Below are 15,105 nucleotides of genomic sequence, written 5' to 3'. Positions count from 1 at the left end.
TTTATGGCTCGTACTACTCCGATTAGCCGCTACCGTAACATCGGTATCGTCGCTCACGTGGATGCTGGTAAAACCACCACCACCGAGCGCGTCCTTTTTTACACCGGCAAAAGTCACAAAATGGGCGAGGTGCATGATGGCGCCGCGACCACAGACTGGATGGTGCAGGAGCAGGAGCGTGGTATTACCATTACTTCTGCTGCCATCACCGCTTTCTGGAAAGGTTCCGAGAAGCAGTACAAGGACGAGCACCGCTTCAACGTGATCGATACCCCGGGCCACGTTGACTTCACTATTGAAGTTGAGCGTTCCCTGCGCGTACTCGACGGCGCTGTCGTTGTGTTCTGCGGTACTTCGGGTGTTGAGCCTCAGTCGGAAACCGTATGGCGTCAAGCCAACAAATACGGTGTTCCACGTCTTGTTTACGTAAACAAGATGGACCGTGCTGGTGCCAACTTCCTGCGCGTGATCGGTCAGATCAAGCAGCGTCTGGGTCACACTCCGGTGCCGATCCAGTTGGCCATCGGTTCCGAAGACAACTTCCAGGGTCAGATCGATCTGATCAACATGCAAGCTGTCTACTGGAATGACTCTGACAAAGGTATGGTCCCTGTTCGCAAGGACATTCCTGCTGAGCTCCAAGAGCTGGCTGAAGAGTGGCGCAACAACATGGTTGAAGCTGCTGCTGAAGCCAACGAAGAGCTGATGAACAAGTACCTGGAAGGCGAAGAGCTGTCGATCGAAGAGATCAAAGCTGCTTTGCGTCAGCGTACTATCGCCGGCGAAATCGTTCTGGCTGTTTGCGGTTCTTCGTTCAAGAACAAGGGGGTTCCCCTGGTTCTCGACGCCGTTATCGACTTCCTGCCTGCACCGACCGACATTCCTGCGATCAAGGGTACTGACCCTGATAACGAGGAAATCGAGCTGGAGCGTCATGCAGACGATGCGGAGCCGTTCTCGGCTCTGGCGTTCAAGATCGCTACCGACCCATTCGTGGGTACCTTGACCTTCGTCCGTGTTTACTCGGGCGTGTTGAACTCCGGTGACGGCGTGATCAACTCGGTTAAAGGTAAAAAAGAGCGCGTGGGTCGTATGGTGCAAATGCACGCAAACGCCCGTGAAGAGATCAAGGAAGTACGCGCTGGTGACATCGCGGCCCTGATCGGCATGAAGGACGTCACCACTGGTGAAACCCTCTGCAACGCTGACAAGCCAATCATCCTGGTTCGCATGGACTTCCCGGAGCCGGTTATTTCGGTTGCCGTAGAGCCTAAGACCAAGGATGACCAGGAAAAAATGGGTATCGCTCTGGGCAAGCTTGCTCAGGAAGACCCGTCTTTCCGCGTTAAAACTGATGAAGAGACTGGTCAGACGATCATCTCCGGCATGGGCGAGCTGCACCTGGACATCCTGGTTGACCGGATGCGCCGTGAGTTCAACGTCGAAGCCAACATCGGCAAGCCTCAGGTTTCGTATCGTGAGCGCATCACGAAGAACTGTGAAATCGAAGGCAAGTTCGTTCGTCAGTCCGGCGGTCGTGGTCAGTTCGGCCATTGCTGGATCCGTTTTGCTCCTGCTGACGAAGGTCAGGAAGGTCTGCAGTTCGTGAACGAAGTTGTAGGTGGTGTGGTTCCTAAGGAATACATCCCGGCTATCCAGAAGGGTATCGAAGAGCAGATGAAGAACGGCGTTGTTGCCGGCTATCCGCTGATCGGCCTGAAGGCTACCGTGTTCGATGGTTCTTACCACGACGTCGACTCCAACGAGATGGCGTTTAAAGTGGCTGCCTCCATGGCGACCAAGCAGCTGGCCCAGAAGGGCGGTGGTGAGTTGCTTGAGCCGATCATGGCTGTAGAGGTTGTTACGCCTGAAGACTATATGGGTGATGTGATGGGCGACCTTAACCGTCGTCGTGGCATGATCCAGGGTATGGAAGACACAGTGTCCGGCAAGGTTATCCGTGCCGAGGTTCCACTGGGTGAGATGTTCGGTTATGCGACCGACGTTCGTTCCATGTCCCAGGGTCGCGCAAGCTACTCTATGGAATTCAAAAAATACGATACGGCTCCGTCGCACATCGTCGAATCCGTAACCAAAAAACAAGGCTGATTCAGCCCCTTTAGGCTAGGAGTTAATTGTCGTGGCTAAAGAAAAATTTGATCGTTCCCTACCGCACGTCAACGTTGGCACCATCGGTCACGTTGACCACGGTAAAACCACTCTGACTGCTGCTCTGACTCGCGTTTGCTCCGAAGTTTTCGGTTCCGCAATCGTTGACTTCGACAAGATCGACAGCGCACCAGAAGAAAAAGCTCGCGGTATCACCATCAACACCGCACACGTTGAGTACAACTCGAAGATCCGTCACTACGCTCACGTCGACTGCCCGGGTCACGCTGACTATGTGAAGAACATGATCACCGGTGCTGCTCAAATGGACGGCGCTATTCTGGTTTGCTCGGCCGCTGATGGTCCGATGCCACAAACCCGTGAGCACATCCTGCTGTCCCGTCAGGTAGGCGTTCCGTACATCGTGGTTTTCCTGAACAAGGCTGACCTGGTAGACGACGCTGAGCTGCTGGAACTGGTTGAGATGGAAGTTCGCGACCTGCTGTCCACCTACGACTTCCCGGGCGATGACACTCCAATCATCATCGGTTCGGCTCGTATGGCTCTGGAAGGCAAAGACGACAACGAGATGGGCACCACTGCCGTCAAGAAACTGGTTGAGACTCTGGATGCTTACATCCCAGAACCAGTTCGTATGATCGACAAGCCATTCCTGATGCCAATCGAAGACGTATTCTCGATCTCGGGTCGCGGTACTGTTGTGACTGGTCGTATCGAGCGCGGTATCGTTCGCGTTCAGGATCCGCTGGAAATCGTTGGTCTGCGTGACACCACCGTTACTACTTGCACCGGTGTTGAAATGTTCCGCAAGCTGCTCGACGAAGGTCGTGCTGGCGAGAACTGCGGCGTTCTGCTGCGTGGTACCAAGCGTGACGACGTTGAGCGTGGTCAGGTTCTGGTTAAGCCGGGTTCGGTTAAGCCGCACACCAAGTTCACTGCAGAAGTTTACGTTCTGAGCAAGGAAGAAGGCGGTCGTCACACTCCGTTCTTCAAAGGCTACCGTCCACAGTTCTACTTCCGTACTACTGACGTGACTGGTAACTGCGAGCTGCCAGAAGGCGTTGAAATGGTAATGCCAGGTGACAACATTCAGATGACTGTTACCCTGATCAAAACCATCGCGATGGAAGATGGTCTGCGTTTCGCTATCCGTGAAGGCGGTCGTACCGTCGGCGCTGGCGTCGTAGCTAAAATCATCGAGTAATTCTCTTTTTAGAGTTTGCTTGATGCTTTGAAAAAGCCCCCGCTCAGCGGGGGCTTTTTTATTGGGTTGACACCTATCTGGGGCGTCTATAGAATTGCGCCTCCTTTTAACGGGCGTATTGCGCTCGGTGGGAATAGCAGCCGGAGTCTGAAATCCAATGCAAAATCAGCAAATCCGTATCAGGTTGAAGGCTTTCGACCATCGCCTGATCGACCAATCAACCCAGGAAATCGTGGAAACCGCGAAACGTACTGGTGCTCAAGTGCGTGGTCCAATTCCACTGCCTACCCGTAAAGAGCGGTTCACCGTTCTGGTTTCTCCGCACGTCAACAAAGACGCGCGCGACCAGTACGAAATCCGCACTCATAAGCGCGTTCTGGACATCGTCCAGCCAACGGATAAAACCGTTGATGCTCTTATGAAGCTTGATCTTGCGGCCGGTGTGGAAGTGCAGATCAGCCTCGGCTAAGACTCGGTCTTAGTCGTGTAACGCTCTGAAATGGGCGGCCATAGCGGGTGAAAGCCCCGTACACTCATGAGGTTTACAACATGACTATTGGTGTAGTCGGTCGTAAATGCGGTATGACCCGTATTTTCACCGAAGAAGGTGTCTCCATTCCGGTCACGGTCATTGAGATCGAGCCGAATCGCGTCACCCAGTTCAAAACTGAAGAGACCGATGGCTATCGTGCAGTGCAAGTCACTGTCGGCGAGCGTCGTGCTTCGCGTGTAACAGCAGCTCAGGCTGGCCACTTCGCTAAAGCGAACGTTGCCGCTGGTCGCACTACCATGGAATTCCGTCTTGAAGAAGGCGAGTACCAGGCTGGCGATCTGATCAACGCTGAAATCTTCGCCGCTGGTCAACTGGTTGATGTAACCGGTCAGTCCAAGGGTAAAGGCTTCCAGGGTACGATCAAGCGTTGGAATTTCCGCGGGCAAGATAACACCCACGGTAACTCCGTATCCCACCGCGTCCCAGGCTCTATCGGCCAGTGCCAGACTCCTGGTCGTGTATTCAAGGGCAAAAAAATGTCCGGTCATATGGGCGCTGAGCGCGTGACCGTGCAGTCCCTGGAAGTAGTGCGCGTGGACGCTGAACGCAATCTGTTGTTGGTCAAGGGTGCTGTTCCTGGCGCTACTGGCGGCAACCTGGTTGTACGTCCAGCAGCCAAGGCTCGCGGTTAAGGGGAAGCTGACATGCAATTAAATGTAAATGACGCTCAAGCGATCGAAGTTTCCGAACTGACATTTGGCGGCGAATTCAACGAGACGCTGGTTCACCAAGCAGTCGTGGCCTACATGGCCGGCGGCCGTCAAGGTACCAAGCAGCAAAAGACCCGTTCCGACGTTCGTGGTGGCGGTAAGCGCCCATGGCGTCAGAAAGGTACTGGCCGTGCTCGTGCCGGTACTATCCGTAGCCCAATCTGGCGTGGCGGCGGTACCACTTTTGCAGCACGTCCACAGGATCACTCCCAGAAGCTGAACAAGAAGATGTACCGCGCAGCAATGCGTTCCATCCTTGCTGAGCTGGTGCGTACTGATCGCCTGGTCGTGGTTCAGGATTTCGCTGTTGAAACTCCGAAAACCAAAGATCTGCTGGGCAAGCTGAACAACATGAGCCTGACCGACGTTTTGATCGTGTCGGACGCTGTTGATCAGAACCTGTACCTGGCTGCTCGCAACCTGCCGCACGTAGATGTACGTGATGTTCAAGGTTCCGATCCAGTTAGTCTGATCGCATACGACAAGGTGTTGATCACCGTGTCGGCCGTGAAGAAATTCGAGGAGCTGCTGGGATGAACCAGGAACGCGTATTTAAAGTTCTGCTTGGCCCGCACGTTTCCGAGAAGGCTACGGTTCTGGCAGACAAGAAAGGCCAGTTCGTTTTCAAGGTTGCTACTGACGCAACCAAGCTGGAAATCAAGAAGGCCGTCGAAAGCCTGTTCAGCGTGAAAGTAGAGCGCGTCACTACCCTGAATGTTCTGGGTAAGAGCAAGCGCACTGCTCGCGGTCTGGGCAAGCGTAATGACTGGAAGAAGGCAGTTATCTCCCTTCAGCCAGGCCAAGATCTCGATTTCAGCAGCAGTGCTGAGTAAGGAAGGGGTGCATCATGGCAATCGTTAAATGCAAACCGACTTCCCCTGGCCGCCGTTTTGTGGTCAAGGTGGTCAACCAGGAGCTGCATAAAGGCGCTCCTCACGCACCGCTGCTCGAGAAAAAATCGAAGACTGGTGGTCGTAACAACAATGGCCGTATTACCACGCGTCACATCGGTGGTGGTCATAAGCAGCATTATCGTATGGTCGATTTCCGTCGCAACGACAAAGATGGCATCGTCGCCACTGTCGAGCGTATCGAATACGATCCAAACCGTACTGCTCACATCGCACTGCTCTGCTACGCAGACGGCGAGCGCCGCTACATCATCGCCCCTAAAGGCGTGAGTGCTGGCGACCAGCTGATAGCAGGCGCTCTGGCTCCAATCAAGCCAGGCAACGCTCTGCAACTGCGCAACATTCCAGTGGGTTCTACCGTACACGGCATCGAACTGAAGCCAGGTAAAGGCGCACAGATCGCTCGTTCCGCTGGTGCTTCGGCTCAGCTGATCGCTCGTGAAGGCGTTTACGTTACCCTGCGTCTGCGTTCCGGTGAAATGCGTAAAGTACTGGCTGAATGCCGTGCGACCCTGGGCGAAGTCTCGAACTCCGAGCACAGCCTGCGTTCGCTGGGTAAAGCTGGTGCCAAGCGCTGGCGTGGCGTTCGCCCAACCGTTCGTGGTGTTGCCATGAACCCGGTTGACCACCCACATGGTGGTGGTGAAGGTCGTACCTCTGGTGGTCGTCATCCGGTATCGCCATGGGGCTTCCCGACTAAGGGCGCGAAGACTCGTGGTAATAAGCGTACCGACAAAATGATCGTCCGTCGTCGCAAGTAAATAGAGGGATACGACAGTGCCACGTTCTCTGAAAAAAGGTCCTTTTATTGATCTTCACCTACTGAAGAAGATCGAAGTGGCGGCGGAAAAGAACGATCGCAAACCAATTAAGACTTGGTCGCGTCGTTCGATGATCCTGCCACAAATGGTCGGTCTGACCATCGCAGTACACAACGGTCGTCAGCACGTCCCAGTTCTCGTTAACGAAGACATGGTCGGCCACAAACTGGGCGAGTTCGCCGGTACCCGCAACTATCGCGGGCACGTGGCTGACAAGAAAGCCAAGCGTTAAGGGGTTAGGAAATGGAAGTAGCCGCTAAGTTGTCGGGCGCTCGAATCTCCGCCCAGAAAGCCCGCTTGGTCGCCGACCAGATCCGCGGGAAGAAGGTGGGCGAAGCGCTCAACTTGTTGGCTTTCAGCAGTAAGAAAGCCGCCGAGATCATGAAGAAAGTGCTGGAGTCGGCCGTAGCCAACGCCGAGCATAACGAAGGCGCAGACGTTGATGACCTGAAGGTCAGCACCGTTTTCGTCAACGAAGGGCGTTCGCTGAAGCGCATCATGCCACGTGCCAAAGGCCGTGCTGATCGCATCGTCAAGCGGTCTTGCCATATCACTGTCAAGGTTGCTGACAAGTAACGGAGTCGAAGAGATGGGTCAGAAAGTACATCCCATTGGCATTCGCCTGGGAATCGTCAAGGAGCACACCTCCGTCTGGTACGCAGACGGTCGGACTTATGCGGACTACTTGTTCGCAGATCTGAAAGTGCGTGAGTATCTCCAAGACAAACTAAAAAGCGCGTCCGTAAGCCGTATCGATATCCATCGTCCGGCCCAAACTGCACGTATCACCATCCACACCGCTCGTCCAGGTATCGTTATCGGGAAGAAAGGTGAAGATGTTGAGAAACTGCGTCAGGACCTGACCAAGCAAATGGGTGTGCCTGTGCACATCAATATCGAAGAGATCCGCAAGCCGGAGCTCGACGGTATGCTGGTTGCGCAGAGCGTAGCTCAGCAGCTGGAGCGTCGTGTAATGTTCCGTCGCGCTATGAAGCGCGCAGTACAGAACGCCATGCGCATTGGTGCCAAGGGCATCAAAATCCAAGTGAGCGGTCGTCTCGGCGGTGCTGAAATCGCACGTACTGAATGGTATCGCGAAGGTCGTGTGCCATTGCACACCCTGCGTGCCGACATCGACTATGCCAACTACGAAGCTCACACCACTTACGGTGTGATCGGTGTAAAGGTTTGGATCTTCAAAGGCGAAGTTATTGGTGGTCGCCAAGAAGAGCTGAAACCACAAGCACCAGCGCCTCGTAAAAAAGCTGCTAAGTAAGGGGTACGCCAAATGTTGCAACCTAAGCGTACGAAGTTCCGCAAGCAGATGACAGGCCACAACCGTGGTCTGGCTCAGCGCGGTAGCAAAGTCAGCTTCGGCGAGTTCGCGCTGAAGTCTGTAGCTCGTGGTCGTCTCACCGCTCGTCAGATCGAGTCAGCGCGTCGTGCTCTGACCCGTCACGTTAAACGTGGCGGCAAGATCTGGATCCGTGTATTCCCGGACAAGCCTATTTCCAAAAAGCCCCTCGAAGTTCGTATGGGTAAAGGTAAGGGTAGTGTGGAGTACTGGGTTGCCCAGATTCAGCCAGGCAAAGTCCTGTATGAAATCGAGGGTGTTTCTGAAGAGCTGGCGCGTGAGGCTTTTGCCCTGGCTGCTGCAAAGCTGCCGCTCGCCACCGCCTTTGTTAAACGGACGGTGATGTGATGAAAGCGAATGAACTTCGTGAAAAATCCGCACAGCAGCTGAACGAGCAACTGCTCGGCTTGCTGCGCGACCAGTTCAATCTGCGTATGCAGAAAGCAACTGGCCAGTTGGGGCAGTCTCATCTGCTCTCGCAAGTTAAACGTGACATCGCTCGCGTGAAGACTGTGCTCAACCAGCAGGCAGGTAAGTGATCATGGCTGAAGCCGAAAAAACTGTCCGTACGCTGACTGGCCGTGTTGTCAGCGACAAGATGGACAAAACCATCACCGTACTGATCGAGCGTCGCGTAAAGCACCCGATCTACGGTAAATACGTTAAGCGTTCGACTAAGCTGCACGCGCACGACGAAACCAACCAGTGCCACATCGGCGACAAAGTCACTATTCGTGAAACTCGTCCTATGGCCAAGACCAAGTCTTGGGCGCTGGTTGATGTTCTCGAACGCGCTGTGGAAGTCTAAGGACTAGGGGTCGGAGAAATTATATGATTCAGACTCAATCCATGCTCGATGTGGCCGATAACAGCGGCGCTCGCCGTGTTATGTGCATCAAGGTGCTGGGTGGCTCCCATCGTCGTTACGCTGGTATCGGTGACATCATCAAAGTTACCGTGAAGGAAGCAATTCCTCGCGGTAAAGTGAAAAAAGGCCAAGTGATGACTGCTGTTGTAGTCCGCACTCGTCACGGCGTACGTCGTGCTGATGGCTCCATTATCCGCTTTGATGGCAACGCTGCTGTTCTTCTGAACAACAAGCAAGAGCCGATCGGCACCCGTATCTTTGGGCCAGTGACCCGTGAACTTCGTACTGAGAAGTTCATGAAGATCGTCTCGCTCGCCCCAGAAGTGCTGTAAGGAGATCCGACATGCAAAAGATTCGTCGTGACGACGAGATCATCGTGATCGCCGGCAAAGACAAAGGTAAGCGCGGTAAGGTGCTCAAGGTTCTTGCTAATAACCGTCTGGTTATCAGCGGTCTGAACCTGGTAAAGCGTCATACCAAGCCTAACCCGATGTCGGGCGTGCAAGGCGGTATCGTCGAAAAAGAAGCTCCACTGGACGCTTCTAACGTCGCCATTTTCAACGGCGAAACCAACAAGGCTGACCGCGTTGGTTTCAAAGTAGAAGACGGCAAGAAAATTCGTGTCTTCAAGTCGACCCAAAAAGCGGTTGATGCTTGAACACTGCTAGGTAGAAGACCATGGCACGACTAAAAGAGATTTACTGGAAGGAAATCGCACCGAAGCTTAAGGAAGAACTTAAGCTTTCGAACGTGATGGAAGTTCCACGCGTTACAAAAATCACCCTGAACATGGGTTTGGGCGAAGCTGTTGGTGACAAAAAAGTCATCGAGCATGCTGTTGCTGACCTGGAAAAGATCACCGGCCAAAAAGTCGTTGTGACCTACGCTCGTAAATCCATCGCTGGCTTTAAAGTCCGTGAAGGATGGCCGATCGGCGTCAAGGTGACTCTGCGCCGTGAGCGTATGTACGAGTTCCTGGATCGTCTGCTGTCGATCTCCCTGCCTCGGGTTCGCGACTTCCGCGGCCTGAATGCCAAGTCCTTCGATGGTCGTGGCAACTACAGCATGGGCGTGAAAGAGCAGATCATTTTCCCGGAAATCGACTACGACAAGATCGATGCTCTCCGCGGTCTGGACATTACCCTGACCACCACTGCCAAGAACGATGATGAAGGCCGCGCTCTGCTGCGTGCTTTCAAATTCCCGTTCCGCAACTGATTGGAGTAGGAAAATGGCCAAGAAGAGCATGAAAAACCGTGAGCTGAAGCGTCAGCTCACCGTTGCCAAGTACGCCACCAAGCGTGCAGCGCTGAAAGCTATCATCGTTGATCTGAACGCAAGTCCAGAAGCGCGTTGGGAAGCTACCGTAGCTCTGCAGAAGCAACCACGTGACGCAAGCGCTTCGCGCATGCGTAACCGTTGCCGCCTGACTGGTCGTCCGCACGGCGTTTACCGCAAGTTCGGCCTTGGCCGTAACAAGCTGCGTGAAGCTGCAATGCGTGGTGACGTACCAGGTCTGGTTAAAGCCAGCTGGTAATTGTTGTCAAAGTCTCGATGTTCGGGTTCCCAAGAACCTGACCATCGGTGGCCTTGAATCTGAATCAAGCCCCTTTTGGGGCTTGATTCATTTCTGGGGTGTGTCTAGAATGACCGGCTCGCCTGAGCCCGTGTTTTTCATGCCCGGAAGTTCTCGGCGACAAGTAGTAGCCGTAAGGCTAATTTTTCTGTATTAGGAGCGTCTAGCCCATGAGTATGCAGGACCCGTTAGCGGACATGCTAACTCGAATCCGTAATGCCCAGATGGCTGAAAAGTCTGTCGTAAGCATGCCGTCTTCCACGCTGAAGGTGGCTGTAGCAAAAGTCCTGAAGGACGAAGGTTACATCGCGGATTTTCAGATCACCACCGACGCTAAGCCGTCGTTGTCCATCGAGCTGAAGTACTTCGAAGGCCGTCCGGTTATCGAAGAAGTGAAGCGCGTTAGTCGTCCAGGCCTGCGTCAGTACAAGTCCGTTGAAGATCTGCCGAAAGTTCGTGGCGGTCTTGGCGTGTCTATCGTCTCCACCAACAAAGGTGTGATGACGGATCGTGCTGCGCGCGCTGCCGGTGTCGGCGGCGAAGTTCTTTGCACTGTGTTCTAAGGGGGGATAAGCATGTCTCGCGTCGCTAAGAACCCCGTTAAGCTGCCAGCCGGTGTCGAAGTAAAATTCGCAGGCCAACAGCTTTCGGTGAAGGGTGCCAAGGGTACTCTTGAACTGAACATCCATTCGTCCGTTGAGATCGTTGAAGAAGCTGGTGAGCTGCGTTTCGCTGCTCGCAATGGCGATCAACAAACTCGCGCAATGGCCGGTACCACGCGTGCGTTGGTAAACAACATGGTCCAAGGCGTAAGCCAAGGCTTCGAGCGCAAGCTCCAGCTGGTCGGTGTTGGTTACAAGGCGCAAGCAAAAGGCACGGTTTTGAACCTGGCCCTTGGCTTCTCGCACCCAGTGGATTACGAACTGCCGGAAGGCATCACCGCTGAGACTCCTAGCCAGACCGATATCCTGATCAAGGGCATCGACAAGCAGCTGGTAGGTCAAGTGGCCGCTGAGATCCGCGACTTCCGTCCACCAGAGCCGTACAAAGGCAAAGGTGTGCGCTACGCGGACGAAGTCGTCCGTCGTAAAGAAGCCAAGAAGAAGTAGGGCATAGCAAATGACCGACAAAAAAGTTACTCGACTGCGTCGCGCTCGCAAAGCACGCCTGAAAATGCACGAACTCGAAGTCGTGCGTCTCTGCGTGTTCCGCTCGTCGCAGCACATTTACGCCCAGGTCATCTCGGCCGACGGCAACAAAGTCCTGGCAAGTGCCTCGACTTTGGATAAAGAACTGCGTGATGGCGCCACTGGCAACATCGACGCGGCCACAAAGGTTGGCCAGCTGGTCGCTACGCGTGCTAAGGCCGCTGGCGTCTCGCAAGTGGCTTTCGACCGCTCTGGCTTCAAGTACCACGGCCGCGTTAAAGCGCTGGCTGATGCTGCTCGTGAAGCTGGGCTGGAGTTCTAAGTTATGTCAAATAACGACCAAAAGCGCGACGAAGGCTACATTGAGAAGCTGGTTCAAGTTAACCGCGTAGCCAAAACCGTTAAAGGCGGCCGTATCTTCACTTTCACCGCGTTGACCGTGGTTGGTGATGGTAAAGGGCGTGTTGGCTTCGGCCGTGGCAAGTCGCGTGAAGTGCCTGCTGCGATCCAGAAGGCAATGGAAGCTGCTCGCCGCAACATGATCCAAGTTGATCTGAACGGCACCACTCTGCAGTACGCAATGAAGTCCGCTCACGGCGCTTCGAAGGTGTACATGCAGCCTGCTTCTGAAGGTACCGGTATCATCGCTGGCGGCGCTATGCGCGCTGTCCTCGAAGTTGCTGGCGTTCAGAACGTTCTGGCCAAGTGCTACGGCTCGACTAACCCGGTAAACGTGGTTCACGCCACTTTCAAAGGTTTGAAAGCTATGCAGTCTCCTGAATCCATTGCCGCCAAGCGTGGCAAAAGCGTCAAGGAGATCTTCTGATCATGGCTACCGTTAAAGTAACGCTGATCAAAAGCATGACCGGCCGCATCCCTAACCACAAACTGTGCGTTAAGGGTCTGGGTCTGCGTCGCATCGGTCACACTGTAGAAGTCCAGGATACTCCCGAGAATCGCGGGATGATCAACAAGGCTTACTACATGCTGCGTGTCGAGGGTTAATCGATGAAACTCAATGATCTGAGTCCAGCGCCGGGTTCCCGTCGCGAAAAGCATCGTCCGGGCCGTGGTATCGGTAGCGGTTTGGGTAAGACTGGTGGCCGTGGTCACAAAGGTCAGACCTCCCGCTCCGGTGGCACCATTGCTCCAGGCTTTGAAGGCGGTCAACAGCCGCTGCATCGTCGCCTGCCGAAGTTCGGTTTCGTTTCCCTGAAAGCCATGGACCGCGCAGAAGTGCGTCTGTCCGAGCTGGCTAAAGTGGAAGGCGACATCGTCACCGTGCAGTCCCTGAAAGATGCCAACGTGATCAACGTCAACGTACAGCGTGTGAAAATCATGCTGTCCGGTGAAGTGACTCGCGCTGTCACTATCGGCAAGGGAATCGGCGCCACCAAAGGTGCGCGTGCGGCTATCGAAGCAGCTGGCGGCAAGTTCGAGGAATAAATGGCTAAGCAAGGTGCTCTCTCTGCGCTCGGCAAAGGCGGTATGTCTGAACTCTGGGCTCGTCTGCGTTTTCTGTTCCTGGCGATTATCGTCTACCGAATAGGCGCACACATCCCGGTTCCAGGTATCAACCCGGACCGACTCGCAGACCTGTTTCGACAGAATGAGGGGACCATTCTTAGCTTGTTCAACATGTTCTCCGGCGGCGCGCTGGAACGGATGAGCATCTTTGCATTGGGGATCATGCCGTACATTTCGGCATCGATCATCATGCAACTGATGACCGCCGTCAGTCCGCAGCTGGAGCAGTTGAAGAAGGAAGGTGAAGCTGGCCGTCGCAAGATCAGCCAGTACACCCGCTACGGCACCGTCGTCCTCGCTCTCGTTCAGGCTATTGGCATGTCCATTGGTCTGGCAGGGCAGGGCGTTGCGTTCACTGGTGACTTTGGCTTCCATTTCGTCGCGGTATCCACTTTTGTGGCTGGTGCGATGTTCATGATGTGGCTGGGTGAGCAGATTACTGAGCGTGGTGTAGGTAACGGTATCTCGATGTTGATTTTTTCGGGTATCGTCGCCGGTCTTCCGAGAGCAATCGGGCAGTCTTTCGAGTCTGCGCGTCAGGGCGATATCAACATCTTCGCCTTGGTTGCCATCGGTTTGCTGGCAGTAGCGATTATCGGTTTCGTGGTGTTCATTGAGCGTGGTCAGCGTCGTATCGCTGTTCACTACGCCAAGCGTCAGCAGGGCCGCAAGGTTTTTGCTGCGCAGACTAGCCACCTGCCGTTGAAGGTGAACATGGCCGGTGTTATTCCGGCTATTTTCGCGAGCAGCATTTTGCTGTTCCCGGCTTCGTTGGGTGCCTGGTTCGGTCAGTCTGAAGGTATGGGCTGGTTGCAGGACATCTCGCAGTCGATCGCTCCTGGTCAGCCGTTGAATATTCTGCTGTTTAGTGCAGGGATTATTTTCTTCTGCTTCTTCTATACGGCGTTGATGTTCAATCCGAAAGACGTAGCGGAAAACCTGAAGAAGTCCGGTGCCTTTATTCCGGGCATCCGTCCAGGTGAGCAGTCTGCGCGCTACATTGATGGCGTTCTGACCCGCTTGACCATGTTCGGTGCTCTTTACATGACGGCCGTGTGCCTGTTGCCCCAGTTCCTGGTGGTTGCAGCAAACGTTCCGTTCTACCTTGGCGGGACCTCGTTGCTGATCGTGGTCGTGGTTGTGATGGACTTCATGTCCCAAGTACAATCGCACCTCGTTTCGCACCAGTACGAATCCCTGATGAAGAAAGCCAACCTGAAGGGTTACGGCAGCGGCATGTTGCGCTGAGTACCCATAAGGTTCGAGGAGTTGGTGATGAAAGTTCGTGCATCGGTGAAAAAGCTGTGCCGTAACTGCAAGATTATTCGCCGCGAAGGTGTTGTTCGAGTAATTTGCAGCGCGGAACCGCGTCACAAACAGCGCCAAGGCTGAGTGTGATTGTGCTTCAAGCCCGGTAGCTAGTGCGCTACCGGGTTGATTATTTGTTATTACAGCGATATTATCTCGCGCCCTATTTCTTGGCTTCCGGGGCGTAGGTAGCTGTCAATTGGAGTCCCACTGAATGGCCCGTATTGCAGGCGTTAACATTCCAGATAACAAGCATACTGTTATCTCGCTGACCTACATCTATGGTGTTGGTCGCACTACTGCGCAGAAGATCTGTGCAGTGACTGGGGTAAACCCAGCAGCAAAGATCAAAGATCTGAGCGACGAGCAAATTGAACAGCTGCGTGGCGAAGTGGCGAAGTTCACCACTGAAGGTGACCTGCGTCGCGAAATCAACATGAAAATCAAGCGCTTGATGGACCTCGGTTGCTATCGCGGTCTGCGTCATCGTCGTGGTCTGCCAGTACGCGGTCAGCGTACCAAGACCAACGCGCGTACCCGTAAAGGTCCGCGTAAGCCGATCCGCAAGTAATCGCCCCAGCGAATCGACAGGAATTTAATCATGGCAAAACCTGCTGCTCGTCCTCGTAAAAAAGTTAAAAAGACAGTGGTTGATGGCATCGCCCACATCCATGCATCTTTTAACAACACCATCGTGACCATTACCGACCGTCAAGGTAACGCTCTTTCCTGGGCTACCTCCGGTGGTTCGGGTTTCCGCGGTTCCCGCAAGTCCACCCCGTTTGCTGCTCAAGTAGCTGCTGAACGTGCTGGTCAAGCTGCGCTGGAATACGGCCTGAAAAACCTCGACGTTAACGTCAAGGGCCCAGGTCCAGGTCGTGAATCCGCAGTCCGCGCTTTGAACGGCTGTGGCTACAAGATCGCCAGCATCACCGACGTGACGCCAATCCCGCACAACGGGTGCCGTCCGCCGAAGAAGCGCCGCGTGTAATCCA

27 protein-coding genes are annotated in these 15,105 nt (G+C 54.4%); all 27 read left to right on the top strand.

Going from position 1 to position 15,105, the window contains the following annotated elements; translation table 11 throughout:
• The first annotated feature begins 3 nt into the window (after positions 1-3).
• Complete coding sequence (fusA, locus tag CKW26_RS12885; RefSeq protein ID WP_016984188.1) at positions 4-2,109, top strand: elongation factor G; 2,106 nt, start codon at positions 4-6, stop codon at positions 2,107-2,109.
• A gap of 31 nt (positions 2,110-2,140) precedes the next feature.
• On the top strand, positions 2,141-3,334 hold the full coding sequence (gene tuf / locus CKW26_RS12880; protein WP_064361246.1) for an elongation factor Tu: 1,194 nt from the start codon (positions 2,141-2,143) through the stop codon (positions 3,332-3,334).
• A gap of 157 nt (positions 3,335-3,491) precedes the next feature.
• Positions 3,492-3,803, top strand: a complete 312-nt coding sequence (gene rpsJ / locus CKW26_RS12875; RefSeq protein WP_003186070.1) for a 30S ribosomal protein S10 — start codon at positions 3,492-3,494, stop codon at positions 3,801-3,803.
• An 80-nt stretch (positions 3,804-3,883) separates the two neighbouring features.
• Positions 3,884-4,519 (top strand): 50S ribosomal protein L3, encoded by a 636-nt coding sequence (rplC, locus tag CKW26_RS12870; protein WP_003228738.1) that lies wholly within the window; start codon positions 3,884-3,886, stop codon positions 4,517-4,519.
• 12 nt (positions 4,520-4,531) lie between these two features.
• Positions 4,532-5,134 carry a 50S ribosomal protein L4 gene (rplD, locus tag CKW26_RS12865; RefSeq protein WP_007918468.1) on the top strand — a complete coding sequence of 201 codons (603 nt, stop codon included), beginning with the start codon at positions 4,532-4,534 and terminating at the stop codon, positions 5,132-5,134.
• A complete protein-coding gene (rplW, locus tag CKW26_RS12860; RefSeq protein ID WP_002555488.1) occupies positions 5,131-5,430 on the top strand; it encodes a 50S ribosomal protein L23 in 300 nt (99 codons plus the stop codon). Before rplD ends, rplW begins: the two co-directional genes overlap by 4 nt.
• Positions 5,431-5,444: 14 nt before the next feature.
• Complete coding sequence (gene rplB / locus CKW26_RS12855) at positions 5,445-6,269, top strand: 50S ribosomal protein L2 (protein WP_003228734.1); 825 nt, start codon at positions 5,445-5,447, stop codon at positions 6,267-6,269.
• Between the two features lie 16 nt (positions 6,270-6,285).
• A complete protein-coding gene (rpsS, locus tag CKW26_RS12850) occupies positions 6,286-6,561 on the top strand; it encodes a 30S ribosomal protein S19 (protein ID WP_011336172.1) in 276 nt (91 codons plus the stop codon).
• An 11-nt stretch (positions 6,562-6,572) separates the two neighbouring features.
• Positions 6,573-6,905, top strand: a complete 333-nt coding sequence (gene rplV, locus CKW26_RS12845; RefSeq protein ID WP_003103908.1) for a 50S ribosomal protein L22 — start codon at positions 6,573-6,575, stop codon at positions 6,903-6,905.
• A gap of 13 nt (positions 6,906-6,918) precedes the next feature.
• On the top strand, positions 6,919-7,605 hold the full coding sequence (gene rpsC, locus CKW26_RS12840; protein ID WP_003176422.1) for a 30S ribosomal protein S3: 687 nt from the start codon (positions 6,919-6,921) through the stop codon (positions 7,603-7,605).
• 12 nt (positions 7,606-7,617) lie between these two features.
• Positions 7,618-8,031 (top strand): 50S ribosomal protein L16, encoded by a 414-nt coding sequence (gene rplP, locus CKW26_RS12835; RefSeq protein ID WP_007896757.1) that lies wholly within the window; start codon positions 7,618-7,620, stop codon positions 8,029-8,031.
• The gene (gene rpmC, locus CKW26_RS12830) at positions 8,031-8,222 is read left to right on the top strand and encodes a 50S ribosomal protein L29 (protein WP_002555481.1); all 192 of its coding nucleotides are present in this window, start codon (positions 8,031-8,033) and stop codon (positions 8,220-8,222) included. The genes rplP and rpmC overlap by 1 nt, the downstream gene beginning before the upstream one ends.
• 2 nt (positions 8,223-8,224) lie before the next feature.
• A complete protein-coding gene (gene rpsQ / locus CKW26_RS12825; RefSeq protein ID WP_003194644.1) occupies positions 8,225-8,491 on the top strand; it encodes a 30S ribosomal protein S17 in 267 nt (88 codons plus the stop codon).
• 23 nt (positions 8,492-8,514) lie between these two features.
• A complete protein-coding gene (gene rplN / locus CKW26_RS12820) occupies positions 8,515-8,883 on the top strand; it encodes a 50S ribosomal protein L14 (RefSeq protein ID WP_002555479.1) in 369 nt (122 codons plus the stop codon).
• 11 nt (positions 8,884-8,894) lie between these two features.
• Positions 8,895-9,209 carry a 50S ribosomal protein L24 gene (rplX, locus tag CKW26_RS12815; protein ID WP_008081905.1) on the top strand — a complete coding sequence of 105 codons (315 nt, stop codon included), beginning with the start codon at positions 8,895-8,897 and terminating at the stop codon, positions 9,207-9,209.
• 20 nt (positions 9,210-9,229) lie between these two features.
• Positions 9,230-9,769, top strand: coding sequence for a 50S ribosomal protein L5 (gene rplE, locus CKW26_RS12810; protein ID WP_003176415.1), 540 nt, complete (start codon positions 9,230-9,232; stop codon positions 9,767-9,769).
• A 13-nt stretch (positions 9,770-9,782) separates the two neighbouring features.
• Entirely contained in the window at positions 9,783-10,088 is a 306-nt protein-coding gene (rpsN, locus tag CKW26_RS12805; RefSeq protein WP_003228726.1) for a 30S ribosomal protein S14, read from the top strand.
• A gap of 209 nt (positions 10,089-10,297) precedes the next feature.
• On the top strand, positions 10,298-10,690 hold the full coding sequence (rpsH, locus tag CKW26_RS12800; RefSeq protein ID WP_007918458.1) for a 30S ribosomal protein S8: 393 nt from the start codon (positions 10,298-10,300) through the stop codon (positions 10,688-10,690).
• Positions 10,691-10,702: 12 nt separating this feature from the next.
• Positions 10,703-11,236, top strand: a complete 534-nt coding sequence (gene rplF / locus CKW26_RS12795) for a 50S ribosomal protein L6 (protein WP_003176412.1) — start codon at positions 10,703-10,705, stop codon at positions 11,234-11,236.
• Between the two features lie 10 nt (positions 11,237-11,246).
• On the top strand, positions 11,247-11,597 hold the full coding sequence (gene rplR / locus CKW26_RS12790) for a 50S ribosomal protein L18 (RefSeq protein ID WP_003186037.1): 351 nt from the start codon (positions 11,247-11,249) through the stop codon (positions 11,595-11,597).
• 3 nt (positions 11,598-11,600) lie between these two features.
• Entirely contained in the window at positions 11,601-12,101 is a 501-nt protein-coding gene (rpsE, locus tag CKW26_RS12785) for a 30S ribosomal protein S5 (RefSeq protein ID WP_003186035.1), read from the top strand.
• Between the two features lie 2 nt (positions 12,102-12,103).
• Positions 12,104-12,280 carry a 50S ribosomal protein L30 gene (gene rpmD, locus CKW26_RS12780; protein WP_003176408.1) on the top strand — a complete coding sequence of 59 codons (177 nt, stop codon included), beginning with the start codon at positions 12,104-12,106 and terminating at the stop codon, positions 12,278-12,280.
• A gap of 3 nt (positions 12,281-12,283) precedes the next feature.
• Positions 12,284-12,721 (top strand): 50S ribosomal protein L15, encoded by a 438-nt coding sequence (rplO, locus tag CKW26_RS12775; protein WP_003228720.1) that lies wholly within the window; start codon positions 12,284-12,286, stop codon positions 12,719-12,721.
• Positions 12,722-14,050 (top strand): preprotein translocase subunit SecY, encoded by a 1,329-nt coding sequence (gene secY, locus CKW26_RS12770; protein ID WP_003228718.1) that lies wholly within the window; start codon positions 12,722-12,724, stop codon positions 14,048-14,050.
• 27 nt (positions 14,051-14,077) lie between these two features.
• Entirely contained in the window at positions 14,078-14,194 is a 117-nt protein-coding gene (gene rpmJ, locus CKW26_RS12765) for a 50S ribosomal protein L36 (RefSeq protein ID WP_002555468.1), read from the top strand.
• A gap of 130 nt (positions 14,195-14,324) precedes the next feature.
• Positions 14,325-14,681 carry a 30S ribosomal protein S13 gene (gene rpsM, locus CKW26_RS12760; protein ID WP_003186020.1) on the top strand — a complete coding sequence of 119 codons (357 nt, stop codon included), beginning with the start codon at positions 14,325-14,327 and terminating at the stop codon, positions 14,679-14,681.
• 30 nt (positions 14,682-14,711) lie between these two features.
• Positions 14,712-15,101 (top strand): 30S ribosomal protein S11, encoded by a 390-nt coding sequence (gene rpsK, locus CKW26_RS12755; RefSeq protein WP_002555466.1) that lies wholly within the window; start codon positions 14,712-14,714, stop codon positions 15,099-15,101.
• Positions 15,102-15,105: the final 4 nt, after the last annotated feature.

The sequence above is a fragment of the Pseudomonas sp. Irchel s3h9 genome, from assembly GCF_900187475.1.
Classification (GTDB): domain Bacteria; phylum Pseudomonadota; class Gammaproteobacteria; order Pseudomonadales; family Pseudomonadaceae; genus Aquipseudomonas; species Aquipseudomonas neuropathica.
Note: the sequence above shows the minus strand (reverse complement) of the source record. Positions and strands in the feature narration are given on the sequence as shown.

Coding starts and splice junctions, on each gene's coding strand:
- rpsN (WP_003228726.1), top strand. CDS start 9,783: ATGGCCAAGAAGAGCATGAAAAACCGTGAGCTGAAGCGTCAGCTCACC.
- secY (WP_003228718.1), top strand. CDS start 12,722: ATGGCTAAGCAAGGTGCTCTCTCTGCGCTCGGCAAAGGCGGTATGTCT.
- rplD (WP_007918468.1), top strand. CDS start 4,532: ATGCAATTAAATGTAAATGACGCTCAAGCGATCGAAGTTTCCGAACTG.
- rpmC (WP_002555481.1), top strand. CDS start 8,031: ATGAAAGCGAATGAACTTCGTGAAAAATCCGCACAGCAGCTGAACGAG.
- rplB (WP_003228734.1), top strand. CDS start 5,445: ATGGCAATCGTTAAATGCAAACCGACTTCCCCTGGCCGCCGTTTTGTG.
- rpsJ (WP_003186070.1), top strand. CDS start 3,492: ATGCAAAATCAGCAAATCCGTATCAGGTTGAAGGCTTTCGACCATCGC.
- rplP (WP_007896757.1), top strand. CDS start 7,618: ATGTTGCAACCTAAGCGTACGAAGTTCCGCAAGCAGATGACAGGCCAC.
- rplF (WP_003176412.1), top strand. CDS start 10,703: ATGTCTCGCGTCGCTAAGAACCCCGTTAAGCTGCCAGCCGGTGTCGAA.
- fusA (WP_016984188.1), top strand. CDS start 4: ATGGCTCGTACTACTCCGATTAGCCGCTACCGTAACATCGGTATCGTC.
- rplV (WP_003103908.1), top strand. CDS start 6,573: ATGGAAGTAGCCGCTAAGTTGTCGGGCGCTCGAATCTCCGCCCAGAAA.
- rpmJ (WP_002555468.1), top strand. CDS start 14,078: ATGAAAGTTCGTGCATCGGTGAAAAAGCTGTGCCGTAACTGCAAGATT.
- rpmD (WP_003176408.1), top strand. CDS start 12,104: ATGGCTACCGTTAAAGTAACGCTGATCAAAAGCATGACCGGCCGCATC.
- rplE (WP_003176415.1), top strand. CDS start 9,230: ATGGCACGACTAAAAGAGATTTACTGGAAGGAAATCGCACCGAAGCTT.
- rpsQ (WP_003194644.1), top strand. CDS start 8,225: ATGGCTGAAGCCGAAAAAACTGTCCGTACGCTGACTGGCCGTGTTGTC.
- rpsE (WP_003186035.1), top strand. CDS start 11,601: ATGTCAAATAACGACCAAAAGCGCGACGAAGGCTACATTGAGAAGCTG.
- rpsK (WP_002555466.1), top strand. CDS start 14,712: ATGGCAAAACCTGCTGCTCGTCCTCGTAAAAAAGTTAAAAAGACAGTG.
- rpsH (WP_007918458.1), top strand. CDS start 10,298: ATGAGTATGCAGGACCCGTTAGCGGACATGCTAACTCGAATCCGTAAT.
- rplC (WP_003228738.1), top strand. CDS start 3,884: ATGACTATTGGTGTAGTCGGTCGTAAATGCGGTATGACCCGTATTTTC.
- rplR (WP_003186037.1), top strand. CDS start 11,247: ATGACCGACAAAAAAGTTACTCGACTGCGTCGCGCTCGCAAAGCACGC.
- rplX (WP_008081905.1), top strand. CDS start 8,895: ATGCAAAAGATTCGTCGTGACGACGAGATCATCGTGATCGCCGGCAAA.
- rplN (WP_002555479.1), top strand. CDS start 8,515: ATGATTCAGACTCAATCCATGCTCGATGTGGCCGATAACAGCGGCGCT.
- rplO (WP_003228720.1), top strand. CDS start 12,284: ATGAAACTCAATGATCTGAGTCCAGCGCCGGGTTCCCGTCGCGAAAAG.
- rpsC (WP_003176422.1), top strand. CDS start 6,919: ATGGGTCAGAAAGTACATCCCATTGGCATTCGCCTGGGAATCGTCAAG.
- rpsM (WP_003186020.1), top strand. CDS start 14,325: ATGGCCCGTATTGCAGGCGTTAACATTCCAGATAACAAGCATACTGTT.
- rplW (WP_002555488.1), top strand. CDS start 5,131: ATGAACCAGGAACGCGTATTTAAAGTTCTGCTTGGCCCGCACGTTTCC.